The sequence below is a fragment of the Streptomyces sp. ADI95-16 genome (assembly GCF_003721495.1).
GTDB classification, from domain to species: Bacteria; Actinomycetota; Actinomycetes; order Streptomycetales; family Streptomycetaceae; genus Streptomyces; species Streptomyces goshikiensis.
Genome location: NZ_CP033581.1, coordinates 1,352,729 through 1,378,283 on the forward strand (window position 1 = coordinate 1,352,729; position 25,555 = coordinate 1,378,283).

Genomic DNA, 25,555 nt, shown 5'->3' on the forward strand with positions numbered 1-25,555 from the left:
GGCGGGGGCGAGGACGGCTCAGGCTCGGCTGACGGCGGCGGAGGCGGAGGCGTTGAGCGCCTCCGCGAGGCCGGTCAGGTCCGTGCCCAGCTTGCGGCACACCGCCGACAGCAGGGACCGTTCGGGCTCCGTCCTCATCGGGTCGCCGTCGCGCGCCCGTTCGGCCAGGCGGCGTTCCTCTTCGGTGAGGGCGCCCTGCCAGTCGCCGCCGCGCGGCGGGGCGCCGCCGAGCCTCAGCAGGGCCTCGGTCGCGCGCGCCACGAGGCCGTCGGCCCCGCACTCCCGGGCCATGGCCACCGCCCGGGCGAGCAGCTCCGTGTCCCTGCTCTCGGTGCCCAGCGCGGCCAGGGCGCGGGCCAGCTCGTATCCGGCCGGGGAGGCCGACAGCAGTTCCACCGCCTCCGTCAGCAGCGCCGCGCGGGCGCCGGGGGCGGCGACCTCGGCCGCGACGCGGAGCGCCTGGCCGATGCCGGACGGGGCGCCGAAGGCGCGGGCCCGGCGCACCGCGTCGGCGGCCAGGGCGCGGGCGCGCTCCGGGTCGTCGTCGGCGACCGCCCGGGCCAGGTGCAGCTGCCACGGGCACCAGGAGGGGTTCTGGATGCCGCGCGGGGTGAGTCTGCGGTCCACCGCCTCCAGTTCGCCGACGGCTTCCTTCGTCCGCCCCCGGGCGAGCAGCAGTTCGGCGTGGACGGTCTGGGAGTCGGGGAAGACGACGGCGGAGGGGAAGGGTTCCCCGAACTCGTGCTCCCGCGCCAGTTCCCAGGCCTCGTCCACCCGGCCCCGGGCGAGCAGGGTGGTGGCGAGGATCGCGATGGCGTACCAGTGGACGGGCGTACGCCGCCCGACGCGCTCGGCGAGCCGCAGCCCGGCCCGGGCCAGTTCCTCGGCCTCGGCGAGGCGGCCGCGCCGGTAGCGGATGTACGCCCGCAGGCTGTACCCGAAGGACAGGTGCGCCCCGCGCCAGCCCTCCCGTTCGAACTCGGCGGTGCCGGCCTCGAAGAGCTCCTCGGCGCGGCCGGGCCGGTCGGCGTACATGTGGACCATCGCGGTCAGCACCGGGACCTCGAACCCCCGGTCCTCGTGGGCCCAGCTGAGGCCGCCGTCGAGGGCGCGGCGGGCGTGGTGCAGGACGGTGTCGACGGATTCGCCGCGCAGGCAGGCGTCCCAGGCGCGCAGGCCGATGACGTACCGCTCGGTGAGGTCGCGCCCGATGAGCCGGTCGGCGAGCCGGGCCAGCCGGCGCGAGCGGGCCGGGGAGTCGCTCTCGCGGGCGTTGAAGGCGTCCCACATGAACTGCTCGGACTGCAGGCGCAGCCGGGCGCGCACGTCCTGGGTGTAGGGGATCTCCCGCGCGAGGGATTCCGAGGCCTCGGCGAGGCGGTCGCTGTGGGCGAGGACCTGGGCCAGCCGGATGACGATGCCCTGGCGCAGGGCGGGGTCGTCGAAGGGCTCGGCAAGGGCGGCGCGGAGGTGGTTGACGGTGTTCGCGGGCTCGGTGAGCAGGGAGGCGCAGCCGAGTTCGTAGAGCACGGCGGCGCGTTCGTCGAAGTCCGGTGGTTCGCGCAGGGCGCGGGCGAGCTGGCGGCGGGCCGCTTCGGGGGCGCCGGCCCGGAGGTTCTCGCCGGCGGCCTCGCGCAGGGTCCGTACCACCCAGGGGTCGCTCTCGGGGTGGGTCTCCAGCAGGTGGCGGGCGGCGGCGGAGGCGCCGAGTCCGGCATCGACGACGGCCACGGCGGCCTGGCCGTGCAGGGCGACGCGCAGGGCGTCCGGGATGGACCGGTAGAGGGCGGTGGCGATCAGGGGGTGGACGAACTCCAGCGGCCCGGCGTGGGCACCGGTGGCGCCGTCGTGGTGGGGGTGACCGTAGGCGTGCGCGTCGGCGTCGGCGTCCGGGACGAGGGCGAGGGTGACGGTGAGGGCGGGAGCCGCGCCGCCCGCCAGGATGCGGGCGTCGCGCAGCCGTGCGGTGGAGTCGACGGCCTCCTCGGTGCCGAGGCCGGCGACGCGGGCGGCGAGGTCCTGCGGAATGGCGGTGCCGAGGACCGCGCAGGCCCAGGCGAAGCGGACGGTGGAGGGTCCGAGGCTGTGCAGCCGGGCGACGAGGCCGCTGCCGCGCTGTGCGGCGACGAGGTCGCGCAGCTGCGGGGCGCTGGCCGAGGTGGGCTCCAGTCCCTTGTCCCGGACCTTGGCGGTGAGTTCGACGGCCTCGAAGGGGTTGCCGGTGGTGACGGCCCAGGCCTCCCGGCAGAAGGCGTCGTCGGCGTGCTCGCCGACGGCCTCGCGGATCAGGGTGGAGACGGCGGCGGCGGTGAGCGGCGCGAGGGTGAGCGGGCGCTGTCCGGCCCGGCCGGGCAGCGTACGGAAGGCCTCGGCGTGCGCGGGCAGTTCGTCGGGGCGGTAGGCGACGACGAGCAGCAGCGGGAGGTGTTCGGCGCGCGGGGCGAAGGCGGCGAGCCAGCCGAGGGATTCGGGGTCGGCCCAGTGGGCGTCGTCGAGGACGAGGACGACGGGGGCGCGCTGGACGGTGAGGTGGGTGAGCACCCAGTCGAGGCCGTCGCGCAGGCCCTGCGGGTCGGGCGGGGCGCCTTGTTCGGGGGCGCAGAGGCCGAGGGCGGGGCCGACGATGGCGTACCAGCTGCCGAGGGTGGAGCGCAGTTGCCGCTCGGTGAGGCCGGCCAGTTGGGGCTGGATGAGCTGGCGGGCGACGTGGAAGGGCTGGGTCTGTTCCTGTTCGCCGCCGCGGGCGGCGAGGAGGGTGCAGGAGCGGGCGTGGGCGCGGCGGCGGACCTCGGCGAGGAGCGTGGTCTTGCCGAGTCCGGCCGGGCCGGAGAAGGCGAGCAGGGTGCCGCCCCCGCCGGGGTCGCCGTCACCGGTGCCGGTGAGCTGGTCCAGCGCCTCTTCCACGGTGGCGAGTTCGGTCTCGCGTTCGAACATTACGCGCCGTTTGCGGATCGGTCGCTCCGTCATGGCTGGTACCCCCCAGGCCTGTTCGGGGGCCTCAGCGTACGCCCGCGTACGTGCGCCAGGAGGGCTCGGCCGGGAAAGATCAGATACTTTTTGGGATTTTCTTATTCCGCCGACCGCGTGGCCAGTTCTTGTAGTACGGCGACGGCTTCGGCCGCCCGGTCGGCGGCCACGAACAGGTGGTCGTGGTGGTATCCGGCGATGACGTTGCAGCTGAGCCCGTGGGCGGCGAGCTCGGCGGCGAAGGCTCCGGTGAGACCGACGGCGTCGAGGGCCGAGTGCACGCGCAGGGTGATCCATCCCGCCGTGTAGTCGTAGGCGAGGCCGGCGGCGTCGGCGTCTTCCTGGCGCAGCACCAGGGTGAGCCCCTCGGCCTCCAGCACGGTGGCGACGGGGGCGGTCCCGGCCGGGGGCGCGGTGGCCCCGGGGACCGTGCAGAACACGTACCGCCCCTCGTTCAGTTCGGGGCGCATGCCGCTCAGCAGTTTCCTCAGGTCACTCTCGCCGCTCATGCGACCACCCTAACTATCATCCCGCTATGACCGAATCCACGCCGGCAGCGTCGGCGCCCGCGGGGGGCGAGCGCCACGCCTCCTGGCTGGAGCTGTTCTTCGACCTGACGGCGGTGGCGGGCGTCGCCCAGCTGGCGCACCTGCTGCACGGCAGCCCCGGCTGGGACGACGTGGCGCTGTACGCGGTGATGTTCCTCGCCTTCTGGACGGGCTGGATGCTGTTCACGGTGTACGGGAACGTCAGCGGGGACGAGGTCCGCACCTGGACCGTGCTCGCGGGGATGTTCGGCATGGCGGTGATGGCGGCCTCGGTGCACGGCGTGCGGGAGGACCGGGCGGGGGCCTTCGCGCTCGCCTACATCCTGGTGCGGTCGCTGGCCGGCAAGGCGTGGGAGCGGCGCGGGGAGTACGTGCCGGAGCTGCCGATCACGCAGCTGGGGCTGGGGCTGACGCCGTGGGTCGTGTCGATGTGGTTCGACGGGACGGAGCGGTACGCGCTGTGGGCGCTGGGCCTGCTCATCGACCTGACCGTCATGTTCTCGGTCTCCGGCACCAGGCTGGCCGCCCGGGTGGACGCGCGGTACGCCCGGGAGGCGCGGGAGCCGGGGTCCGGCCGGCGCGCGGCGGCCAAGCCCGAGGCCGCGCTGATGGACGCGCCGCACCTCGGGGAGCGGCTCGGCCTGTTCCAGCTGATCGTGCTCGGCGAGGCGGTCGCGCAGGTGGTGGCGGCCGCCTCGCAAGCGGAGTGGGACGCGGCGCTGTACTCGGTCGGCGCCGGCTCGTTCCTGCTGCTGCTCCTGCTGTGGTCGCTGTCGCTGCGGCACGGCGCGGACGGGGTGCCGCTGCTGGCGTGGGACGTGCTTCCGGTACGGCTGGTGCTGCCGCCGCACTGTTTCGTGGCGGGCGCGGTGGCGGCGCTCGCGGCCGGGCTCGGCGACGCGGTGGAGTACACGCACCACCCGGTCCCGGAGCCGGTGCGCTGGCTGCTGTGCGGGAGCCTCGCGGTGTACCTGGCCGTCGCGGGGGTGGCGGCGCTCTGCTCGGGCCGCGGGGTGCCCGGGACTCTGCTGCTGGTGGGGCCGTCCCTGGCCGCGGTCCTGGTGACGGGGGCGGCGGCCCGGCAGGCGGGGGCGGCGCACCTGGTGTGGCTCCTGGTGGCGGCGGCCGCGTGGACCCGGCTGGTGGCGGAGCGCCGCCGGCCGGGGCGGCGGGGGCGGCCCGCCCGGCCGGCCCCGTAGGCGGCGCGGGGGATTTCGGCGCCACCGGGGCGGCGGTTCCGCGCCCCGGTGGTGCGCCGCTCCCGCGCCGGGTTCGGGCCGCGTCGGCTCGCCTCGGGCCGGGCCAGGTCGGGCCGGGCCAGGTCGGGCCGCGTCAGGTCAGGTCGAAGGCGCCGCCCCGCGCGTTGACCACGAACTTGCGCCATTCGTCCGGCGCGAAGATCAGCGAGGGGCTCTCGGGGTGCTCGCTGTTGCGCATCGCGATGAACCCCTCGACGAAGGCGATCTGGACGTCGCCCGCTCCCCGGCTGCTCGACTGCCAGTCCGCCCCGCTGAGATCGAGGTCCGGCTTGCCCCAGCCGGCCAGAGGCTGCGAAATCATGCTGTCGGCCACGTGCGTGCTCCTCCCGGTACGTCGTCCGGGGGCCAGGTTAACCACCCGGGCGGGTGCCGCACAGGCCGCCGTGCGCGACCGGTGACCGGTCCGCCGCCCTTCCCCCGGAAGGGCGGCTGCGTTCAGCGGCCGGGCTCTTCCGCTCCCACCAGCCACATCGCGAAGAACTGCGCCCCGCCGCCGTACGCGTGCCCCAGGGCCCGGCGGGCGTCCGGAATCTGGTGTTCCCCGGCCTGTCCCCGCACCTGGAGGGCCGCCTCCGCGAAGCGGATCATGCCGGAGGCACCGATCGGGTTGGTGGACAGCACCCCGCCGGACGGGTTCACCGGCAGGTCCCCGTCCAGTTCGGTGACCCCCGCCTCGGTGAGCTTCCAGCCCTCGCCCTCCTCCGCGAAGCCGAGGTTCTCCAGCCACATCGGCTCGTACCAGGAGAACGGCACGTACATCTCCACCGCGTCGATCTCCCGGCGCGGATCGGTGATCCCCGCCTGCCGGTAGACGTCGGCCGCGCAGTCCTTGCCCGCCTGCGGCGAGACGAAGTCCTTGCCCGCGAAGAGCGTCGGCTCGCTGCGCATCGCCCCGCCGTGCAGCCACGCCGGCGGCCTCGGCGAACGGGCCGCGCCCGCCCGGTCGGTGAGGACCATCGCGCAGGCCCCGTCCGAGGAGGGGCAGGTCTCGGAGTACCGGATCGGGTCCCACAGCATCGGCGAGGCCTGGACCTTCTCCAGGGTGATGCCGTGCTCGTGCAGGTGCGCGTACGGGTTCTTCAGCGCGTTGCGGCGGTCCTTGTACGCGACGAGCGAGCCCACCGCGTCGGGCGCGCCGGTGCGCCGCATGTACGCGCGCACGTGCGGGGCGAAGAACCCTCCGGCGCCCGCCAGCAGCGGCTGCTGGAAGGGCACCGGCAGCGACAGGCCCCACATCGCGTTGGACTCGGACTGCTTCTCGAAGGCGAGGGTCAGGACGGTGCGGTGGACCCGCGCCGCCACCAGGTTGGAGGCGACGAGCGCGGTGGACCCGCCGACCGAACCGGCCGTGTGCACGCGCAGCATCGGCTTGCCGACCGCGCCGAGGGCGTCCGCGAGGTACAGCTCCGGCATCATCACGCCCTCGAAGAAGTCGGGGGCCTTGCCGATGACGACCGCGTCGATGTCCGCCCAGGTCAGCTCGGCGTCGGCGAGCGCCCGCGCGGCCGCCTCCCGTACCAGCCCGGCGATGGAGACGTCGTGGCGGGCGGCCACGTGCTTGGTCTGGCCGATGCCGACGACGGCCACCGGCTCCTTGCCCGAGGTGCTCATGCCCGTTCCCCTTCCAGGACGGCGACCAGGTTCTGCTGGAGGCAGGGGCCGGAGGTGGCGTGCGCGACGGCCCGGTCGGACGCGCCGCGGTGGATCCGGGCGGCGGCCTCGCCGATCCGGATCAGGCCCGCGGCCATGATCGGGTTGGCGGCGAGCGCCCCGCCGGACGGGTTGACGACGACGTCCGCCCCGAGGCCCAGCGCCTTGCGCAGCACCACCTCCTGGGAGGAGAACGGCGCGTGCAGTTCCGCCGTGTCCACCGGGCGTTCGAAGACCCCGGCGCGCTCGGCGGCGAGCCGGGTGGACGGGGAGTCGGTGAGGTCGCGCAGCCCGAGGCCGTGCGCCTCGATGCGGTGGTCGATGCCGGTGATCCAGGCGGGCCTCGCGCACAGTCGGCGCGCCGTGTCCCCGGCGGCCAGGATGACGGCGGCCGCGCCGTCGCCGATGGGCGGGCAGTCGCCCGTGCGCAGCGGTGCGACCTGGTATTCGCCCTGCGGGACGGCGTCGCCGCTGAGCTGGGCGTGCGGGTTGGCCCCGGCGGCGGCCCGGCTGCGGGCGCCGATCGCGGCGAGGGCGCGCTCGTCGGTCTCGCCCGCGTCGATCAGGGCCTGTGCCTGGAGGGCGGCGAGGGCGACCGAATCGGGCCACAGGGGCGCGAGGTAGTACGGGTCGAGCTGCCGGGTCAGGACGTCCCGTACCGGCCCCGGCGAGGACTTGCCGTACGCGTAGACGAGCGCGGTGTCGGCCTCGCCGGTCTGGATCTTGACCCAGGCCTCGTAGAGGGCCCAGGCGCCGTCCATCTCGACGTGGGACTCGGAGATCGGCGGCCAGGCGCCGACGCCGTCGAGGGTCATCGTGAAGGAGAACGCCCGGCCCGCGAGGTAGTCGCTGGAGCCGGAGCAGGTGAACCCGATCTCCTTGGCCTTCAGTCCCGTCCGGTCCAGCACCTGGTGCAGGACCGGCATGACCATCTCCACTTCGCTCAGCTCGTCGGTGCGGCGCAGGTGGTCGCTCTGCGCGAAGGCGACGACGGCGACCTCGCGGGCGGGTCCGGTCCGGGGCATCAGATGAGCTCCTTGTACGCGTCGTAGTCGGCGTCCGGTTCGCCGGTGGGGCGGTAGTGGTCGGGGTGGCGGCCGCCCTCGGTCCAGACGGGCTCGACGCGCAGGCCCATGCGGACCTGGTCGTACGGGATGCCGCCGATCCGGCCGTGCAGGGCGAGGCCGGCGCCGTCGAGGGCGATGTGGGCGTAGACGTAGGGGACTTCGATGTCCAGGCCCTTCGCCTTGATGTTGACGATGCAGTACGTGGTGACGGTGCCGGCCGGGCCGACCTCCACCCGGTCGGTGGTGGCGACCCCGCAGGTGGGGCAGGCGCCTCGGGGCGGCACGTACACCTTGTGGCAGGAGGGGCAGCGCTCGCCGACGGTCTTCCGCTCGGAGAGGGCGTTGATGTAGGCGGTCTGGGCGCGGCCGGGGCTGTAGGTGTAGTCGAGGCGGGCCTCGGCGACGATCCCGGTGACCGGGTCGCCGAACCGCCCGTCGTACGCGGCGCCTTGCGCGGGGGCGCCAGGCTCCTCACCGCCCTCGCCCGCCTCGAAGCAGGCGATGTCGGTGATGGCCCCGGTCCGCTCCTCGGCCCACCGCACCCGCACCCGCATCCCGCTGCGGACCGCTTCCGGGCCGGGCGCGTCGAGGGCGTGCAGCATCGCGGTGTCGGCGCCGTCGAGCTTCACCAGCACCCAGGCGAAGGGGGTGTCCAGGGGCTGGTGGGGCCTCGGGGCGCCGTTCCAGGCCCAGGTGGTGACGGTGCCGGTGGCGCCGACCTCGACGAGGTCCCGGATCTCCTCGGCGGTGCGGGGGTCGTACTCGACGGGCGGCACCATCACCCGCCCGTCGGAGGTCCTGACCCCGAGGACGACGCGTTCGCGCAGACCGGTGAGGAAGGCGCTCTGCACGGGCCCGAGGGACCGGGTGAAGGGGAACTCCACGACGAGGGGCGCACGGAGCACCCCGGCCGACGACGCGGCTGCGGTCATGAGCGGCTCTCCGATGTTCGAAACGATCAACACACGTACACCTCCGGGCCGCCGGCCATTTCCAGCCCCGCCGACCCCTTCCAGCCTCGCCGGCGACCACCTCCAGCCTCACCGGCCACTTCCAGCACCACCGCCGACCACTCCCAGCACCGCCGGCCACTCCCAGCACCGCCGGCGACCACTTCCAGCCTCGCCGGCGTTTGAGGCGCGGGGTCCGGGGCGGAGCCCCGGCAACGGCGCCGCACCGGCACTCCGGCACCCGCACCCGGCACCCGGCACCCGGCACCCGGCACCCGGCACCCCGGAATCGACTACTCGCGCCGATACACCGCGGCCCGCTTCTCCGCGAAGGCCCTCGCGCCTTCCCTGGCATCCGCCGTGTCGAACACCGGCCACCCCCGCACCAGTTCGGCGGCCAGCCCCTCCGTCTCCGTCATCTCGGCGCCCTCGTACACCGACGCCTTGACCGCCTCCACCGCCAGCGGCCCGCACGCGTTGATCGCTTCCGCGATCTCCAGGGCCTCCGCCAGCGCCGTCCCGTCCGGTACGACCCGCCCGACCAGCCCGATCCGTTCCGCCTCGGCGGCGGAGTACGGGCGCCCGGTCAGCAGCATCTCCAGCGCGTGCGTGCGCGGGATCTGCCGCGGCAGCCGCACCGTGGAACCGCCGATCGGGAACAGGCCGCGCCTGACCTCGAAGAGCCCGAAGGTGGCCCCTTCCCCCGCGACCCGGATGTCCGTGCCCTGGAGGATCTCCGTGCCGCCGGCCACGCAGTACCCCTCCACCGCCGCGATGACCGGCTTGCGCGGCCGGTGGTGGCGCAGCATCGCCTTCCAGTGCAGATCGGGGTCGGCCTTCAGGCGGTCGCGGTACCGGTCCCCCGCCATGCCCTTGCCGGCCAGCGCCTTCAGGTCCATGCCGGCGCAGAAGTCCCCGCCGGCGCCGGTCAGGACGACCGAGCGGATCCCGTCGTCCGCGTCCGCCTCCAGCCAGCCGTCGTAGAGCCCCACCAGCAGCGGCAGCGAGAGCGCGTTCTTCGCTTCCGGCCGGTTCATGGTGAGTACCAGCGTGGCGCCGCGGCGTTCCACGGTCAGGTGTTCCGTCCCACCCATTGCCGTCCTCCCGTCTCAAGACCTAGAACAGGTTGCAGGAGGGGCGAGTGCAGTTCAATAGTTTTCTGACACCCAGTCAGTTTTCTTCGACGGCTCCCTTCCCCCTTGGCCTGAGCGGCGCTGTAATGACCGCCGAGCAGACCGCTGACGGGGTCGGCCATGGGAATTCCAGGTCAGGAGGAACGGTGGAGTACAACCTTGCCGACCTGTTCGAGTCGGTGGTGGACGTGGTCCCGGACCGCGAGGCCCTCGTCTACGTGGACCACCCCGGGACCGGCGCCGAACGGCGCCTGACCTACGCGGAGCTGGACGCGGCGGCGAACCGCCTCGCGCACCACCTGCTGGACAGCGGGCTGAGGCCCGGCGAGCACCTGGGCCTGCACCTCTACAACGGCGTCGAGTACCTCCAGACCGTCCTGGCCTGCCTCAAGGCCCGCCTGGTGCCGGTGAACGTCAACTACCGGTACGTGGAGGAGGAGCTGGTCTACCTCTACAACGACGCCGACCTCGCCGCGCTCGTCTTCGAGGGCGAGTTCACCGGACGGGTGGCCGCCGCCCTCCCGCGGACCACCCGGCTGCGGCACCTGATCCGGGTCGGGTCCGCTCCCGAGGGCGCCCCGGAGCCCTCGATCGCCCCCGTCGCCTACGCGGACGCGGAGGCGGCCGGCTCCCCCGCGCGCGGCTTCGCGCCCCGGTCCCCCGACGACCTGTTCATCATCTACACCGGCGGCACCACCGGCATGCCCAAGGGCGTCATGTGGCGCGCCGAGGACCTGTTCTTCGCCGGGCTCTTCGGCGGCGAGCCCTCGGGCGAGCCGGTGAAGCGGCCCGAGGAGCTGGCCGAGCGGGTCGCTTCGAAGGGCGCCGGGCTCACCTTCTTCCCCGCTCCCCCGCTGATGCACGGGACCTCGACGCTGACCTCGTTCATCGCCTTCAACTACGGGCAGCGGGTGGTCATCCACCGCAAGTACGCGCCCGAGGAGGTGCTGCGCACCATCGAGAAGGAGAAGGTGTCGAGCGTGTCGCTGGTGGGCGACGCGATGCTGCGGCCGCTCATCGACGCGCTGAACGGCCCGCTCCGGGGGACCGACCTGTCCTCGCTGTTCAGCGTCTCCTCGTCCGGGGCGATCATGTCGGAGACGGTCCGGGCCGAGTTCCAGCGGCTGGTGCCGAACGTGCTGCTGCTGAACAACTTCGGTTCCTCCGAGTCCGGTTCCAACGGCAGGGCGACGGACGACTCCGGCCCGGAGAAGGGCTTCCGGCTGGTGGTCAACGACCGTACGCAGGTGGTGGACCCGGTGACGCACGAGCCCGTGCCGGTGGGCGTGCCGGGGCGGCTCGCGCAGCGCGGCCACGTACCGCTCGGCTACTACAACGACCCCGCGAAGACCGCCGAGACCTTCTTCCGGCGGGGCGCCGAGCGGTGGGTGCTGCTCGGGGACATGGCGACGGTGGACGGGGAGGGCATCGTCACCGTCCTCGGGCGGGGCTCCCAGTGCATCAACACCGGGGGCGAGAAGGTGTATCCGGAGGAGGTCGAGCAGGCGCTGAAGTCGCACCCGGACGTGTACGACGCCCTGGTCGCCGGGGTGCCGGACACGAAGTGGGGCAATCACGTCGCGGCGGTCGTCCAGCTGCGGGCCGGCGCGGCGGAGCCCACGCTGGACGAGATCCGGAGCCACTGCCGCACCAGGCTGGCGGGGTACAAGATCCCGCGCCAGCTGGTGATCGCCCCCGCCATCCAGCGCTCCCCGAGCGGCAAGGCGGACTACCGCTGGGCGAAGTCGGTGGCGGCGGAGGCGGACGCGACCGGGTGACCGCGCCGCCGGGGACCCCTGCGGCTCAGGCGCCGGTGGCCAGGAAGCGTTCCACGCGGGCCGCGAACCACTCGGCGTCGTCCAGCCACGGGAAGTGCGCGGCGCCGGTCTGGATCTCGGCGGTGCCCCGTACGAAGAGTTCCGCGAGGTCGGCGGCGAGGCCGGGGGCGGGGTAGCCGTCCAGTTCCCCGGCCAGCACCAGAGCCTCCCCCTCGAACCGGCGCAGCGCGGCCCGGGTGGCGGGCGGGTCGAAGGCTCCGGGGCCGGCGTAGAGGGCGGCCGCCGCAGCGTTCCGCTCGCCGTCGCTCGCGTCGCGGTGGGCGCGCGCCCGCTCGTCCCAGCGTCCGTACGCGAGCACCATCGCCTCGCGCCGGTCCTGCGGGGAGGGCGCGCCGTCGGCCGCCAGCATCCGCTCGTAGGCGGCGATCGCGGAGTCGTAGGGCTCGGCGCCCGACCGCGACCGGACCACCTCCAGGCTCTGCTCCGGGGTCGATTCGAGGTCCACGGCCCAGCCGGTCGGGGTCAGCAGGACCAGGCGGCGCACCCGCTCGGGGTGCGCGGCCGCGTACAGCAGGCCGAGGTTGCCGCCGGCCGAGTGGGCCAGCAGGTCCATGCGCTCCAGGCCGAGGTGGAGGCGGAGCGCCTCGACGTCGGCGACCTGGCGGTCGACGCGGTACGTGGACGTGTCCGCCGGGACCGCCGAGCCGCCCGTGCCGCGCGCGTCGAGGAGGATCAGCGTGCGGCCGGCGGTCAGCCCGCCGAGATCGCCCAGGTAGGCGGAGGCCCGCATGGGGCCGCCCGGGAGGCAGACGAGCGGCTCGCCCGCGCCCCGGACGTGGTAGGCGAGCGCGGTTCCGTCGTAGGTGTCGAAGATCGGCATGGGGCCATCCCATCATGCGATCACTCGTTCGAGTCATTGATTTAGCCGTCGGCGTCCGGCACGCTACCGAATGATCGGTCGGTTGACTCAAAGGCGAGGTGACGGCATGACGGCATACGCGGATGTCCAGGACGGGAGCGAGCGGCTGAGCGGCGACGAGCTGGCCGCCCTCCAGCTCAAGCGGCTGCGCGCCACGCTGCTGCGGGCGTACGAGCGGGTGCCCTTCTACCGGCAGGCCTTCGACAAGGCGGGCGTGCATCCCGACGATTGCCACTCCCTGGCCGATCTCTCCCTCTTCCCCTTCACCACCAAGGGCGACCTGCGCGACCAGTACCCCTTCGGGATGTTCGCCGTGCCCCGCTCCGAGGTGCGCCGGATCCACGCCTCCAGCGGCACGACGGGCCGCCCCACCGTGGTCGGCTACACCGACGGGGACCTGTCCACCTGGGCGGATGTCGTGGCCCGCTCCATCCGGGCGGCGGGCGGCAGAGCGGGCCAGATCGTGCACATCGCGTACGGGTACGGCCTGTTCACCGGCGGCCTCGGCGCGCACTACGGCGCGGAACGGCTCGGCTGTACGGTGGTGCCCGCCTCCGGCGGCATGACGGACCGCCAGGTCCGGCTGATCCAGGACTTCCGGCCGGAGGTCATCATGGTGACCCCGTCCTACATGCTCACCTTGCTGGACGAGATGGAGCGCCAGGGAATCGACCCGAGGGCCACCTCCCTGCGGACGGGGATCTTCGGCGCCGAGCCGTGGACCGAGGAGATGCGCCGCGAGATCGAGGAGCGGCTCGACATCGACGCCGTGGACATCTACGGCCTGTCCGAGGTGATGGGCCCGGGTGTGGCGCAGGAGTGCGTGGAGACCAAGGACGGTCTGCACATCTGGGAGGACCACTTCTACCCGGAGGTGGTCGACCCGTTCACCGGCGCGGTGGTGCCGGAGGGCGAGCCCGGGGAGCTGGTGTTCACCTCGCTCACCAAGGAGGCCATGCCCGTGATCCGCTACCGCACCCGTGACCTGACCCGTCTGCTGCCCGGCACGGCCCGCCCGGCCTTCCGGCGGATGGAGAAGATCACGGGCCGCAGCGACGACATGATCATCCTGCGCGGGGTGAACCTGTACCCGACGCAGATCGAGGAGGTGCTCCTGCGCACGCCCGGCCTGGCCCCGCACTTCCAGCTGCGGCTGACCCGGGAGGGCAGGATGGACGCCCTGACGGTCCGGGTGGAGGCCCGCCGCGAGGCCGACGCGGGGCAGTGGGAGGCAGCGGCGGCGGCCGTGGTCCGCGCCGTCAAGGAGGGCATCGGCGTCTCCGTCGCCGTCGAGGTCGTCCCGCCGGAGACCCTGGAACGCTCCGTCGGCAAGATCAAGCGGCTCGTGGACCTCCGGGAAACCCCCCGGGCCGGCTGAGTTCCCCCGCGCGGGCGCCGGAAATCCACCCCTTCGGGCCTGTTACCCCGGGTCCGCCGGGGCGTGCGCGGTGCTCCCGGGTAGGCCAATGCGCGTGACCCCGAAGCCCCGGACGCTGTACGACCGGTTCCAGGCCTCCCTCGCCGGGCTGGCCTGGAGCCGGGGGCGCGAGATGGAGCTGATGCACCGGGCGATGGGCTTCGCCGCCCTCGGGTTCCTCACCCTCGTGCCGCTGCTCGTGGTCGTCGCGGCCGCCGCCCCCGGCTCCGGCTCCGGCTTCGGCCGCTGGCTCGGCCAGGCCCTGGGGGTCAGCGAGGCCTCGCGGGCGCGCGTCGAGATGCTGTTCGGGGAGGCGGACCAGGCGCTGGAGCGCACCACCGCCTTCGGTCTCGCCGCCCTCGCCGTGTTCGGTCTGACCTTCGGCTCGGCGGTGCAGACCGGGTACGAGAAGGTCTGGGACCTGCCGACCGCCCGCTGGCACACCATGTGGCGGCACGTCGTCTGGCTCGCGCTGCTGGTCTGTTACCTCGGGCTGCTGGTGGAGATCCCGGCGCCGTCGAACGACGCGGCCGGGACCGCCCTCGGCACCACGGGCGACCTCCTCGGCACCTGCCTCTTCTTCTGGGGCTCCCAGCGGCTGCTGCTCGGCGGCCGCGTCCGCTGGCGCGCCCTGCTCCCGGGGGCGGTGGCGACCAGCGTCGGCCTGCTCGGTCTGCGGCTCTTCTCCCAGCTGGTGTTCTCCCCGCTGATCGCCTCCAACGCCGTGACGTACGGCCAGTTCGGCACCCTGCTGGTCGTCCAGTCCTGGCTGGTCGGCGTCGGCTTCGTCACGTACGGCGGGGCACTCGTCGGCCGGCTGGTCCACGAGCACCTCACCCTGGGCCGCCTCAGACGGGACGGCCTGCTACCGGAGTAGCCTGCCCGGGCCCCGGTCAGCCCGGCCTCAGTGGTCCCGCCGCCCGCCGAACCGGGTCCGGAGTTCCCGCTTGAGGATCTTCCCGCTGGCGTTGCGCGGCAGGGCGTCCACGAACAGGACCCGCTTCGGGGCCTTGAAGTGGGCGAGCTTCTCCCGGGCGTACGCCAGCAGCTCCGCCTCCGTCACCTCGCCGCGCGGCACCACCACCGCCGTGACGGCCTCGATCCACCTCTCGTCGGGCAGGCCCACCACCGCCGCCTCGGCCACCCCCGGGTGGGTGTACAGCGCGTCCTCGACCTGCCGGGAGGCGACCAGCACACCGCCCGAGTTGATGACGTCCTTCACCCGGTCCACCACCGTGAAGTAGCCCTGCGCGTCCCGCACCGCGAGGTCCCCGGAGCGGAACCAGCCGTCCCGGAAGGCCTTCTTCGTCGCCTCCGGGTCGTTCCAGTAGCCCAGGCAGAGCTGCGGCGACCGGTAGACCACCTCCCCCGCCGTGCCGTCCGGGACCTCCGTCCCGTCCTCGTCGACGACCCTCGCCTCGACGTGGCGTACCGTCCGCCCGCAGGACTCCATCCGCCCCTCGTGCTCGTCCGGCCCGAGCACGGTGGCCAGCGGCCCGATCTCGCTCTGCCCGAAGCAGTTGTAGAAGCCCAGCCCGGGCAGCCGGGCCCGCAGCCGCTCCAGGACCGGCACCGGCATGATCGAGGCCCCGTAGTACGCCTTGCGCAGCGCGCCCAGGTCGCGCCGCTCGAAGTCGGGGTGGCCCGCGAGGGCGATCCACACCGTCGGGGGCGCGAACAGGCTGTCGGCCCGGCCCGCCTCCACCAGGTCGAAGATCTCCTCGGCGACCGGCGCGTCCAGGACGGTGTTCTCGGCGCCCACCGCCAGGTACGGCAGCAGGAACACGTGCGTCTGCGCCGAGTGGTAGAGCGGCAGCGAGTGCACCGGCCGGTCCCCCTCGGCCAGGTCCAGCGCCTCGATCGCGCTCTCGTACTCGTGCGCCAGCGCCTCGTGGGTCATCATCGCGCCCTTGGGCGCGGCCGTGGTGCCGGAGGTGTAGAGCAGCTGCGCCACCCCGTAGGCGTCCCGGTCGGGCGTGAACTCCCGGGGCTCGGCGAGCTCGTCCAGGAAGGAACCGGGCGCGTCGCGCAGCGGCCGTACGGGACGCCCGCCGGGCACCCGGGACGCCAGGTCCGGATCCGCGAGGACCAGGGCGCTCGCGCAGTCGTCCAGGATGTGCGCGAGGTCCTCGCCGGTGAGGTTCTGGTTGACCGGGACGTGCGTGAGCCCGGCCCGGGCGCAGGCGAGGAAGGCCAGCAGGTAGGCGTCGGAGTTGTGGGCGAAGGTGGCGACCCGGTCCCCGTGCGCCAGCCCGTACCGCTCCCGCAGGACGGCGGCGCCGGTGGAGACCGCCGCGTCGAGTTCCGCGTAGGTCCAGCTCCGCTCGCGGTAGCGCAGGGCCGTGCGGCCCGGGACCCGGCGCGCGGTGTCCCGTACCAGTCCGTCGACCGTGTTGTGCCGCACTGCCCGAGCTGCCGTCATGGGGCGATCCTCGTCTCCCGCCACGCCCAGGGTCAATGACCGGGGCCGTTCGCGATTCCCGGGGGCATACCAAGCGGCATGTTGACAGATCATCGGGTCGCCTGCATGAGTGTGGGGGCACGGAAGCACGGCCCGTCTCACGGGCAACCTCGCCCAACCGCAGGCTACTTGGGAGGTACGTTGCAATTCCGCACCCGACCGCTCCTCCGTCGCGTCGCCCTCACCGGCGCCGCGCTGCTGGCCGCCGCGGCCGCGCTGCCGCAGGCGGCGACCGCCGCTCCGGCGCCGGACGCAGCGGACAGCGGTCCGTCCGGAGGCGGACTCTCCGCCGTCATCCGGTACACGGAGAACGGCATACCGCACATTCTGGCGAAGGACTACGCGCACCTCGGATTCGGCACCGGCTGGGCCCAGGCGGCCGATCAGGTCTGTGTCCTCGCCGACGGGTTCGTGACCGTGGCCGGCGAGCGCTCCCGCTGGTTCGGCGCCGACGCGGCCCCCGACCTCTCGCTCTCCTCGGCGACGAAGAACCTCTCCAGCGATCTGTACTTCAAGGGCGTACGGGAGTCCGGGACGGTCGAGAAACTGCTGGCCACGCCCGCGCCGGCCGGGCCGAGCAAGGACCTCAGGGAGCTGATGCGCGGCTGGGCCGCGGGCTACAACGCGTGGCTCGCCCAGAACAAGATCACCGACCCGGCCTGCAAGGGCGCCGGCTGGGTGCGCCCGGTCAGCGCCACCGACGTGGCCGCGCGCGGCTTCGCGGTCTCCGTGCTCGGCGGCCAGGGGCGCGGGGTCGACGGGATCACCGCGGCGCAGCCGCCGGCCCGGACCGCCGGAGCCCGCCCGCAGGCCGCACCGCAGGCCGCGCCGCAAGCCGCGCCGCAAGCCGCGCCCCAGGCGCAGCCCGCGCCGGACCCGGCGACCGCGGCCGAGGCCGCCAAGGCCTTCTTCGACAGCACCCGGTACGACATGGGCTCCAACGCGGTCGCCTTCGCCGGGTCCACCACGGCGTCCGGCGGCGGTCTGCTCCTGGGCAACCCGCACTATCCCTGGCAGGGCGGACGCCGGTTCTGGCAGTCGCAGCAGACCATTCCGGGCGAGCTGAACGTGTCGGGCGGCTCGCTGCTCGGCACGGTGGTGGTGAACATCGGCTTCAACGAGAAGGCCGCCTGGAGCCACACGGTCGCCACCGGCACCCCCGTCAACCTCCACCAGCTCACCCTTGACCCGGCCGACCCGACGGCGTACCTGGTCGACGGGAAGTCCGAGAAGATGACCGAGCGGAACGTCAGCGTCCAGGTGGCGGGCGGGGCTCCGGTCACCCGCACCCAGTGGTGGACCCGCTACGGACCCGTCATCACCGGCCTCGGCACGGGCCTGCCGCTGCCCTGGACGGCCGGCACCGCGTACGCGCTGAACGACCCGAACGCCGCGAACCTGCGCGGCTCCGACACCGCCCTGGCCCTGGGCAAGGCCCGCTCGGTGGCCGGCGTCCAGGCCGCCCTGAAGCGCACCCAGGGCCTGCCCTGGGTCAACACCGTCGCCGCCGACGCGGCGGGCGGCACGCTGTTCACGCAGACCCAGGTGCTCCCCCGGATCACCGACGAGCTCGCGGCCCGCTGTTCGACCCCGCTCGGCAGGGCCACGTACCCCTCCTCGGGGCTCGCGGTGCTCGACGGGTCACGCGGTGACTGCGCGCTCGGCTCGGACCCGGACGCGGTGCAGCCGGGCGTGTTCGGCCCGGGCCGGGCGCCGACCCTGCTGAACGCCCCGTACGCCGAAAACAGCAACGACAGCGCCTGGCTGGCCAATGCGGACCGGCCGCTGACCGGGTACGAGCGGATCTGGGGCACGGTCGCCACCCCGCGCTCGCTGCGCACCCGCGGGGCGGCCGAGGACGTGGCGGCGATGGCCGCGAAGGGCCGGCTGACGGTGGCCGACCTACAGGCGCAGCAGTACGCGAACCGGGTCCCGGCGGGTGATCTCGCGGCGGCGGACGCGGCGAAGGCCTGCGCGGCCCTGCCGGGCGGCACGGCGACCGGGACGGACGGGACCGCGGTGGACGTCTCCGCGGCCTGCGGCGTGCTGGCGGCCTGGGACCGTACGGCGGACTCCGCCAGCCGGGGCGCGCTGCTCTTCGACCGGTTCTGGCGCAGGCTCACGGCGGGCACCCCGGCCAAGGACCTGTGGCTGGTGCCGTTCTCCGCGGCCGATCCGGTACGGACGCCCCGTACGCTCAACCAGGCGGCGCCCGGCGTCGGGCGGGCCCTCGCGGACACGGTCGCCGAGCTGAAGGCGGCCGGGATCGCCCTGGACGCCCCGCTGGGAGAGCACCAGTTCGTGGTGCGCGGCGGCGTCAGGCTGCCGGTCGGCGGCGGCACGGAGGCGCTCGGCGTCTGGAACAAGATCGAGGCCCCCTGGGACGCGGCGGCGGGCGGCTACCCGGAGGTCGTGCACGGCTCCAGTCACATCCAGGCGGTCGGCTGGGACGGCGGGCCCTGCCCGGTGGCGCGCACGCTGCTCACGTACGGCCAGTCGGCGAACCCGAACTCGCCCTACTACGCGGACCAGACGCGGCTGTTCTCGCAGGAGCGCTGGGTGAAGGCGCGGTTCTGCGAGCGGGACATCCTCACCTCGCCGAAGCTGAAGGTGCTCTGGCCGCGCGAACGCCGCTGACGCCGCTGACACCGGCCGGCGGGGCCGGGGCGGGGCGCTCCCGCCGGGCGCTCAAGGACTGACCGTGCCGGCCGCGGTGCGTGGCCGCGGCCCTGCCGGGCTGCCGGCCCCGAGCGCCCGGGCGGCGGGTCAGTCCTTGAGCACCCGCCCCGCCTGGCGCTCAAGGGCTGACGGCGAGGAAGAGGTAGGCGGCCAGCAGGACGAGGTGGACTCCGGCCTGGAGCAGGGTGGCGCGGCCCGGGACGATGGTGAGGGCGCTGACCATGATGGTCAGGGCCAGCAGCACCATGTGGATCGGGCCGAGGCCGAGCAGCAGCGGGCCGGAGAGCCAGATGGAGGCGAGCGCGATGGCCGGGATGGTCAGGCCGATGCTGGCGATGGCGGAGCCGTAGGCCAGGTTGAGGCTGGTCTGGACGCGGTCGCGACGGGCGGCGCGGACGGCGGCCAGGGTCTCGGGGGCCAGCACCAGCAGGGCGATGATCACACCGACGACGGCGTTGGGCAGGCCCGCGCTCTCGACGCCGGCCTCGATGGTGGGCGAGACGGCCTTGGCGTCGCCGACCACGGCGACGAGCGCGACGAGCAGCAGCCCGAGGCTGATCAGGGCGTCGCGGACGGAGGGCGGATCGGCGTGGTCCTCGTCCCCGGGAGCCGGGGCCGCCCGGCCGGCGTCGCCCCCCGCCGATGCCGCGGCCGACGCCGACGCCGACGCCGACGCCATCGCGGTCGCCGCTTCCGACGGGGACGCGGCCCCGGCCGGGCGGCTGCGGCCCGCGCCGGTGTCCACGGGCAGGAAGTAGTCCCGGTGGCGGACGGTCTGGACGGCGATGAACACCCCGTACAGGGAGAGCGAGGCCACGGCCGCGAAGGCGAGCTGGGCGGTGGAGAACTCGGGGCCGGGCTTGCTGGTGGTGAAGGTGGGCAGCACGAGGCTGAGAACGGCGAGGGTCGCCACGGTGGCGAGGGCCGCGCCTGATCCCTCCGCGTTGAAGACGGCCACCCGGTTGCGCAGGGCGCCGACGAGCAGGGACAGACCGACGATGCCGTTGCAGGTGATCATGACGGCGGCGAAGACGGTGTCCCGGGCGAGCGAGGCGGTCTTGGGGCCGCCGTCGGCCATCAGGGTGACGATGAGGGCCACTTCGATGACCGTGACGGCGACGGCGAGGACGAGGGAGCCGAAGGGTTCGCCGACCCGGTGGGCGACGACCTCGGCGTGGTGGACGGCCGCCAGCACCGCGCCACCGAGGCAGAGGGCGACCAGCGCCACCACACCTGAGGGCAGGTCGCGTCCCCAGCTGAAGACGAGCGCCACGAGCGCCACCACGGGGACCACGAGGGTCCAGTCGGTCAGGGGGGATTTGCGAGTTGCCGTACTCATATCACCCAAGTTGCCAGAACTGTCCCCCCGGTGCGGCGTACGGCGCGGTTCCGGGGCCCTGACGTGGGACTTCTCACGCCTCGCCGGGCGTGGCGAGTACGGTGACGGCGACCATGACGGCGACCGTGACGGCCACCGTGACCGTGCCCGCGACCACTGTCAGAGCCAGCGCTGGGCCGACTCGACCATGTCGTCGAGGCCCGTGTTGAAGGCGATGGCCGCGTCCGGCGCGTGCCGGCGCACCAGGTTCACGATGGTCTCGAAGAGCGGGAGCAGTTCCGGCGTCTTGCGGAGCCCGCCGCCGACCACGACGACGTCCCAGGGGCGCTCGGCGAGAGCGGCGACGATCACGGACTCCGCCGACCCGTCGAAGACGAGCAGCGTCATGGCCGCGTCGATGCCGTGCTCGCCGAAGCGGGCGAGCTCCTTGTCGAGGGAGGCGCGGAAGGGCACGGCGTCGATGCCGGGGACCGCGAGCGGGTCTATACCGAGAACGAGAGCAGTAGACATACCGTCAGACTAATGACCCGGTACGTCACATGACGCGCTCGTGTCCCTCCCAGTACGGGTCGCGCAGCCTCCGCTTGTACAGCTTGCCGTTCGGGTCGCGCGGCATCGTCTCGATGAAGTCGACCGTCCGGGGCCGCTTGTACCCGGCCAGCTGCCGCTCGCAGTGGTGCAGGATCTCGGCGGCCAGCGCGGCGCTCGCGGCGAAGCCCTCGGCCGGTTCGATCACCGCCTTGACCTCCTCGCCCCAGTCGGCGTGCGGGATGCCGAAGGCGGCGGCGTCGGCGACGGCCGGGTGGGTGAGCAGGGCGGACTCGATCTCGGCGGGGTAGATGTTCACCCCGCCCGAGATGATCATGTCGATCTTGCGGTCCCGGAGGAAGAGGTAGCCCTCCTCGTCCATCAGTCCGAGGTCCCCGACCGTGAAGAAGTCGCCGATCCGGTTCTTGCGCGTCTTGCCCTCGTCCTTGTGGTAGCTGAAGCCGCCGGTGTTCATCTTGATGTAGACGGTGCCGAGTTCACCGGGCGGCAGCCGGTTGCCGTCGTCGTCGAAGACGGCGAGTTCACTGATCGGCCAGGCCTTGCCGACGGTTCCGGGCTTCTTCAGCCAGTCCTCGGCGGTGGCGAAGGCGCCGCCGCCCTCACTGGCCGCGTAGTACTCCTCCACACAGGTGCCCCACCACTCGATCATCGCCCGCTTGACGTGGTCGGGGCAGGGCGCGGCGCCGTGGATGGCGTGCCGCATCGAGGAGACGTCGTAGGCCTCCCGGGTCTCCTGCGGGAGCGCGAGGAGGCGGTGGAACTGGGTCGGGACCATGTGGGTGTGCGTGCACCCGTGGGTGTCGATCAGGCGCAGCATCTCCGCCGGGGTCCACTTGTCCATCAGGACCAGCGGATGCCCGATGTGCAGGGAAGCGCCCGCGAACTGGAGCACGGCGGTGTGGTACAGCGGCGAGCAGACCAGGTGGACGTTGCCCTCGAAGGGGCGGATGCCGAAGATGCCGAGGAACCCGCCGAGGTAGGTCTCCTCCGGGAGCTTGCCGGGCAGCGGGCGGCGGATGCCGCGCGGGCGGCCGGTGGTGCCGGAGGTGTAGTTCATGACCCAGCCGAGGGTCCGGTCCGCGGGGACGGTAGCGGGCTGACCGTCGAGGAGTTCGCCGTACGGACGGAAACCCGCGACCGCCCCGACGGCGTAGCGGTGGCTCGCGGGGAGCCCGGCCTCGTCGGCCGCGGCGCCGGCGGCGCCCGCGAAGCGCTCGTGGGCGAGGAGGACCTTGGCGCCGGAGTCGGAGACGATCCAGGCGATCTCGGGCCCGACGAGGTGGTGGTTGACCGGGACCAGGTAGAAACCGGCCTGGGAGGCGGCGAGGTAGGCGATGAGGAACTCGACGCCGTTGGGGAGGACGACGGCGAGGGCGTCGCCCCGCTCCATCCCGGCGGCGCGCAGCCCGTGCACGAGGCGGTTGACGTCGGCGTGCAGATGGCCGGCGCTCCACTCCTCGCCGTCGGGCGCGATCAGTACGGTGCGGCCGGGGTCGGCGGTGGCCTGCGCCCAGAAGCCGTTGGGGGTCCGCTGGTTGTCGGACCGCACGCTCGCGTTCTCGCTCACACTCACTCCTCAGGCCCGGCCGGCGATGCGGTTGACGCGGTCGATGGCGCGCTCGAAGCCGCCGGTGAGGTCGTCGAAGACGGCCTGGACGCTGCGTTCGGAGTTCATCCGGCCGACGATCTGGCCGACGGGGGTGCCGAGCAGCGGCTGGACCTCGTACTTCTGGATCCGGGAGACGGCTTCGGCGACGAGCAGCCCCTGGAGCGGCATGGGCAGTGCGCCGGGGCCGTCCGGGTCGTCCCAGGCGTCGGTCCACTCGGTGCGCAGCTGGCGGGCGGGCTTGCCGGTGAGGGCGCGGGAGCGGACGGTGTCGCCGGATCCGGCGGCGAGGAGCTTCTCGGTGAGGGCGCGGGAGTGCAGGTCGGCTTCGGTGGTGGTGAGCCAGAGGGAGCCGAGCCAGGCGCCCTGGGCGCCGAGGGCGAGCCCGGCGGCGATCTGCTCGCCGCTGCCGATGCCGCCGGCGGCGAGGACGGGGAGCGGGGCGACGGCCTCGGCGATCTCGGGGACCAGGACCATGGTGGCGATGTCGCCGGTGTGGCCGCCTGCCTCGTAGCCCTGGGCGACGACGATGTCGATGCCGGCCTCGGCGTGGCGGCGGGCGTGCTTGGCGCTGCCGGCGAGGGCGGCGACGAGGACGCCGTGGTCGTGGGCGCGCGCGATGACATCGGCGGGCGGGGAACCGAGGGCGTTCGCCAGGAGTTTGATGGGGTAGTCGAAGGCGACGTCGAGCTGGCCGCGGGCGACCTGCTCCATCCAGCCGGTGATCCGCCAGCCGGAGGCCTCGCCGTCGGCCAGTTCGGGTACGTGGTGCTTGGCGAGGGTGTCGCGGACGAACTCGCGGTGCCCGGCCGGGATCATCGCCTCGATGTCGGCCTCGCTGACGCCGTCGACGGCCTTCTTGGCGGGCATGACCACGTCGAGGCCGTACGGCTTGCCGTCGGTGTGCTCCTGCATCCAGTCGAGGTCGCGTTTGAGGTCGTCGGGGGCGGTGTAGCGGACCGCGCCGAGCACTCCGAAGCCACCCGCGCGGGTGATGGCGGCGGCGACCGCCGGGAAGGGCGTGAAGCCGAAGATGGCGTGCTCGACTCCCAGTTTCTTGCTCAGCTCCGTCTCCATGGGGCGCAGGATGCCGCAGCGCGGCGGCCGAGGGAAGAGATTTTCTGATGCTGTGTCAGATTCTTTGACGGCCGGTCGGTGCGGAGGGTGCGGAGCGGGCGGGCAGATACTTCGAGAGGGCGCGACAGCGGACGGGAGACCGGTATGGACGGGGTCACGGGGGCAGTCGGGAACGGTGCGGCATCCGCCGGTACGGGCACGCGCGGCGCGGCATCCGCCGGTGCGGCATCCGCCGGTACGGGCACGCGCGGCGCGGCATCCGCCGGTGCGGGGACGGGCGCGGGCGCTGCCGGTTCGCGCGGGGGCGGGTTGAGCCGGCGCTGGCTCGGGGCGCGGCTGCTCGCGCTCGGCGGGGTGCTCGTCCTGCACGCCGCGCTACCCGGCTCGGCCGGGGCCGCCGGGGGTCCCGCCGAGCGGCGCGCCCTCCAGGGCCTGCGGCTGCGCTACGGCTCCGCCCGCCAGGCGGGGCTGCTCGACGCCCACCTGGAAGGAGCGGCGGAGGAGGCGCGGCGGTTCCTCGGCCCCTCCCCCGAACATCCTTACTACGCGGGGGCCGTGGTGCTCGCCGGGCGGGGCCGTACCATCGCGCTGCACCGGGCCATGGGGCACGCGGTCCGCTACGCGGAGTACGACGGGCGGACCGACCGGGTCCGGGAGTTCCCGGAGTCGGAGCGCATCGCGATGGCCGAGGACACGGTGTTCGACCTGGCCTCGCTGACCAAGCTGTTCACCTCGATCCTGGCGGTGCAGCAGATGGAGCGGGGCAGGCTGGAGCTGGAGGCTCCGGTGTTCCGGTACCTGCCGGAGTTCACCGGCGGCGGCAAGGAGGCGGTCACGGTCCGCCAGCTGCTGACGCACACCTCGGGGCTGCGCTCCTGGGCGCCCTTCTACCAGCAGCCGACCCGGGAGGGTCAGCTGAGACTGTTGTGGTCGGTGCGGCCGCAGGACACTCCCGGGACGGTGTACCGGTACTCGGACCTGAACCTGATCTCGCTCCAGCTGCTCCTGGAACGGATCACCGGCCGCACTTTGGATGTACTGCTCCACGACGAGATCACCGCTCCGCTCGGGATGCACCGCACTCGTTACAACCCACCGCTCTCCTGGCGCCGGGTCACCGCCGCCACCGAGGTGCAGCGGCCGCCCTGGTCAGGCCTGGACCGCGGGCTGGTCTGGGGCGAGGTCCACGACGAGAACGCGTACGCCCTCGGCGGCGTCGCCGGGCACGCGGGCGTCTTCGGCACCGCCTGGGACCTGGCCGTCCTCGCGCGCGCCCTGCTCGACGGCGGCGTCTACGCCGGCCGGCGCATCCTGCGCCCCGCCTCCGTGGAACTGCTCTTCACCGACTACAACACCGCGTTCCCGGGCGACGACCACGGTCTCGGCTTCGAGCTCTACCAGCACTGGTACATGGGCGCGATGGCCACCCCGCACTCCGCCGGCCACACCGGGTTCACCGGGACCTCGATCGTCCTGGACCCCTCCACCGACACCTTCCTGATCCTGCTGGGCAATTCCGTCCACCCCGTACGGACCTGGCGCGCCGGCAGCGCCCCCCGGGTGGCGGTCGGCAACCGGTTCGCCCGCGCCGTCCCGGTCCGTACCCGGCACGGCGGCCCGGCCTGGTTCTCCGGGATCGCCCCGGGCGGCTCGGGGACCCTCACCCTGCCGCCGCTCACCCCGGCCACGGGCACGGCACGGCTGCGCTGCGCCGTGTGGTGGGACACCGTCCCCGGCGAGGGCGCCTTCCACCTGGAGGCCTCCGCCGACGGCGAGACCTGGGAGCCGCTGCCGTTCAGCACGCTGCGGTCCACCGGCGGAACCCCCGAGCAGTGGCCGGCCGGCTCCGCGAGCGGCTGGTCGGGCCGCATCTGGCACCGCCTCGAAGCCCCGCTCACCGCCTGGGCGGGGCGCGAGGTGCGGCTGCGCTTCCGGCACTCCGCGACCGGCCGTTACGTCGGGCGGGGGGTCTACGTGGACGTCGTAAGGGTGGCGGAACCGGCACGCCTGCTCTTCGCCGAGGACCGCCCGCGCGACGCGGCCCTCATCGAGGCCGTCGGCTGGACCAGGTCGGCCGACTAGCCGGGAGCCGGCCGAGGACGAGGCACCGGGACGAGGCGCCCGGACGCGGGGTCCGGGCCGGGTCCGAGGAGGTC

The 25,555-nt window shown here is 73.8% G+C and carries 19 protein-coding genes; 6 read left to right on the plus strand and 13 right to left on the minus strand.

The window, feature by feature from the left end; translation table 11 throughout:
* Window positions 1–18: 18 nt before the first annotated feature.
* Together EES41_RS05535 and EES41_RS05540 are read right to left on the minus strand one after the other, a co-directional pair.
* Entirely contained in the window at window positions 19–2,934 is a 2,916-nt protein-coding gene (locus tag EES41_RS05535; protein ID WP_254211323.1) for an AAA family ATPase, read from the minus strand.
* 134 nt (window positions 2,935–3,068) lie between these two features.
* Window positions 3,069–3,476 carry an ACT domain-containing protein gene (locus EES41_RS05540; protein ID WP_073798130.1) on the minus strand — a complete coding sequence of 136 codons (408 nt, stop codon included), beginning with the start codon at window positions 3,474–3,476 and terminating at the stop codon, window positions 3,069–3,071.
* Window positions 3,477–3,502: 26 nt separating this feature from the next.
* Between EES41_RS05540 and EES41_RS05545 the strand changes: the two genes are divergently transcribed.
* Window positions 3,503–4,714, plus strand: a complete 1,212-nt coding sequence (locus EES41_RS05545) for a low temperature requirement protein A (RefSeq protein ID WP_123076151.1) — start codon at window positions 3,503–3,505, stop codon at window positions 4,712–4,714.
* A 133-nt stretch (window positions 4,715–4,847) separates the two neighbouring features.
* On the opposite strand, the gene EES41_RS05550 is transcribed toward EES41_RS05545, so the two are convergent.
* The 5 genes from EES41_RS05550 to EES41_RS05570 form a co-directional block, all read right to left on the minus strand.
* Complete coding sequence (locus tag EES41_RS05550) at window positions 4,848–5,087, minus strand: DUF397 domain-containing protein (RefSeq protein WP_037797037.1); 240 nt, start codon at window positions 5,085–5,087, stop codon at window positions 4,848–4,850.
* A gap of 122 nt (window positions 5,088–5,209) precedes the next feature.
* A complete protein-coding gene (locus EES41_RS05555) occupies window positions 5,210–6,385 on the minus strand; it encodes a thiolase domain-containing protein (protein ID WP_037797038.1) in 1,176 nt (391 codons plus the stop codon).
* Window positions 6,382–7,449, minus strand: a complete 1,068-nt coding sequence (locus tag EES41_RS05560; protein WP_123076153.1) for a thiolase domain-containing protein — start codon at window positions 7,447–7,449, stop codon at window positions 6,382–6,384. The genes EES41_RS05555 and EES41_RS05560 overlap by 4 nt, the downstream gene beginning before the upstream one ends.
* Complete coding sequence (locus tag EES41_RS05565) at window positions 7,449–8,423, minus strand: Zn-ribbon domain-containing OB-fold protein (RefSeq protein ID WP_123082287.1); 975 nt, start codon at window positions 8,421–8,423, stop codon at window positions 7,449–7,451. Before EES41_RS05565 ends, EES41_RS05560 begins: the two co-directional genes overlap by 1 nt.
* Window positions 8,424–8,734: 311 nt before the next feature.
* Window positions 8,735–9,535 carry a crotonase/enoyl-CoA hydratase family protein gene (locus EES41_RS05570; protein ID WP_123076155.1) on the minus strand — a complete coding sequence of 267 codons (801 nt, stop codon included), beginning with the start codon at window positions 9,533–9,535 and terminating at the stop codon, window positions 8,735–8,737.
* 185 nt (window positions 9,536–9,720) lie between these two features.
* On the opposite strand from EES41_RS05570, the gene EES41_RS05575 reads away from it, so the two are divergent.
* Complete coding sequence (locus tag EES41_RS05575) at window positions 9,721–11,352, plus strand: acyl-CoA synthetase (RefSeq protein WP_123076157.1); 1,632 nt, start codon at window positions 9,721–9,723, stop codon at window positions 11,350–11,352.
* 25 nt (window positions 11,353–11,377) lie between these two features.
* Here the strand turns inward: EES41_RS05575 and EES41_RS05580 are convergent, their stop codons facing one another.
* A complete protein-coding gene (locus EES41_RS05580) occupies window positions 11,378–12,232 on the minus strand; it encodes an alpha/beta fold hydrolase (RefSeq protein WP_123076159.1) in 855 nt (284 codons plus the stop codon).
* Window positions 12,233–12,338: 106 nt separating this feature from the next.
* Between EES41_RS05580 and paaK the strand changes: the two genes are divergently transcribed.
* Both paaK and EES41_RS05590 read left to right on the plus strand, forming a co-directional pair.
* Entirely contained in the window at window positions 12,339–13,649 is a 1,311-nt protein-coding gene (gene paaK, locus EES41_RS05585; protein WP_123076161.1) for a phenylacetate--CoA ligase PaaK, read from the plus strand.
* An 88-nt stretch (window positions 13,650–13,737) separates the two neighbouring features.
* Window positions 13,738–14,565, plus strand: a complete 828-nt coding sequence (locus EES41_RS05590; RefSeq protein ID WP_123076163.1) for a YhjD/YihY/BrkB family envelope integrity protein — start codon at window positions 13,738–13,740, stop codon at window positions 14,563–14,565.
* A gap of 27 nt (window positions 14,566–14,592) precedes the next feature.
* On the opposite strand, the gene EES41_RS05595 is transcribed toward EES41_RS05590, so the two are convergent.
* On the minus strand, window positions 14,593–16,110 hold the full coding sequence (locus EES41_RS05595) for a fatty acyl-CoA synthetase (protein WP_123076165.1): 1,518 nt from the start codon (window positions 16,108–16,110) through the stop codon (window positions 14,593–14,595).
* Window positions 16,111–16,290: 180 nt separating this feature from the next.
* Here EES41_RS05595 and EES41_RS05600 point away from each other — a divergent pair, with 180 nt between their 5' ends.
* Entirely contained in the window at window positions 16,291–18,786 is a 2,496-nt protein-coding gene (locus tag EES41_RS05600; RefSeq protein WP_123076167.1) for a penicillin acylase family protein, read from the plus strand.
* A 160-nt stretch (window positions 18,787–18,946) separates the two neighbouring features.
* Here EES41_RS05600 and EES41_RS05605 read toward each other — a convergent pair whose 3' ends face one another.
* From EES41_RS05605 to EES41_RS05620, 4 genes are all read right to left on the minus strand, one after another.
* Complete coding sequence (locus tag EES41_RS05605; RefSeq protein WP_123076169.1) at window positions 18,947–20,167, minus strand: calcium:proton antiporter; 1,221 nt, start codon at window positions 20,165–20,167, stop codon at window positions 18,947–18,949.
* Between the two features lie 159 nt (window positions 20,168–20,326).
* Entirely contained in the window at window positions 20,327–20,677 is a 351-nt protein-coding gene (locus EES41_RS05610; RefSeq protein WP_123076171.1) for a hypothetical protein, read from the minus strand.
* Window positions 20,678–20,702: 25 nt separating this feature from the next.
* Window positions 20,703–22,283, minus strand: a complete 1,581-nt coding sequence (locus EES41_RS05615) for an acyl-CoA synthetase (RefSeq protein ID WP_254211324.1) — start codon at window positions 22,281–22,283, stop codon at window positions 20,703–20,705.
* A gap of 9 nt (window positions 22,284–22,292) precedes the next feature.
* Window positions 22,293–23,399: a nitronate monooxygenase gene (locus tag EES41_RS05620; protein WP_123076175.1), complete on the minus strand. Its 1,107-nt coding sequence runs from the start codon at window positions 23,397–23,399 to the stop codon at window positions 22,293–22,295.
* Window positions 23,400–23,543: 144 nt separating this feature from the next.
* Between EES41_RS05620 and EES41_RS05625 the strand changes: the two genes are divergently transcribed.
* Window positions 23,544–25,481 (plus strand): serine hydrolase domain-containing protein, encoded by a 1,938-nt coding sequence (locus EES41_RS05625; RefSeq protein ID WP_123076177.1) that lies wholly within the window; start codon window positions 23,544–23,546, stop codon window positions 25,479–25,481.
* Window positions 25,482–25,555: the final 74 nt, after the last annotated feature.

What these genes read in the sequence shown, in the direction of transcription:
- EES41_RS05535 (WP_254211323.1), bottom strand. Translation starts at nt 2,934, where the DNA reads ATGTTCGAACGCGAGACCGAACTCGCCACCGTGGAAGAGGCGCTGGAC.
- EES41_RS05540 (WP_073798130.1), bottom strand. Translation starts at nt 3,476, where the DNA reads ATGAGCGGCGAGAGTGACCTGAGGAAACTGCTGAGCGGCATGCGCCCC.
- EES41_RS05545 (WP_123076151.1), top strand. Translation starts at nt 3,503, where the DNA reads ATGACCGAATCCACGCCGGCAGCGTCGGCGCCCGCGGGGGGCGAGCGC.
- EES41_RS05555 (WP_037797038.1), bottom strand. Translation starts at nt 6,385, where the DNA reads ATGAGCACCTCGGGCAAGGAGCCGGTGGCCGTCGTCGGCATCGGCCAG.
- EES41_RS05560 (WP_123076153.1), bottom strand. Translation starts at nt 7,449, where the DNA reads ATGCCCCGGACCGGACCCGCCCGCGAGGTCGCCGTCGTCGCCTTCGCG.
- EES41_RS05565 (WP_123082287.1), bottom strand. Translation starts at nt 8,423, where the DNA reads ATGACCGCAGCCGCGTCGTCGGCCGGGGTGCTCCGTGCGCCCCTCGTC.
- EES41_RS05570 (WP_123076155.1), bottom strand. Translation starts at nt 9,535, where the DNA reads ATGGGTGGGACGGAACACCTGACCGTGGAACGCCGCGGCGCCACGCTG.
- EES41_RS05580 (WP_123076159.1), bottom strand. Translation starts at nt 12,232, where the DNA reads ATGCCGATCTTCGACACCTACGACGGAACCGCGCTCGCCTACCACGTC.
- paaK (WP_123076161.1), top strand. Translation starts at nt 12,339, where the DNA reads ATGACGGCATACGCGGATGTCCAGGACGGGAGCGAGCGGCTGAGCGGC.
- EES41_RS05590 (WP_123076163.1), top strand. Translation starts at nt 13,738, where the DNA reads ATGCGCGTGACCCCGAAGCCCCGGACGCTGTACGACCGGTTCCAGGCC.
- EES41_RS05595 (WP_123076165.1), bottom strand. Translation starts at nt 16,110, where the DNA reads ATGACGGCAGCTCGGGCAGTGCGGCACAACACGGTCGACGGACTGGTA.
- EES41_RS05605 (WP_123076169.1), bottom strand. Translation starts at nt 20,167, where the DNA reads ATGAGTACGGCAACTCGCAAATCCCCCCTGACCGACTGGACCCTCGTG.
- EES41_RS05610 (WP_123076171.1), bottom strand. Translation starts at nt 20,677, where the DNA reads ATGTCTACTGCTCTCGTTCTCGGTATAGACCCGCTCGCGGTCCCCGGC.
- EES41_RS05620 (WP_123076175.1), bottom strand. Translation starts at nt 23,399, where the DNA reads ATGGAGACGGAGCTGAGCAAGAAACTGGGAGTCGAGCACGCCATCTTC.
- EES41_RS05625 (WP_123076177.1), top strand. Translation starts at nt 23,544, where the DNA reads ATGGACGGGGTCACGGGGGCAGTCGGGAACGGTGCGGCATCCGCCGGT.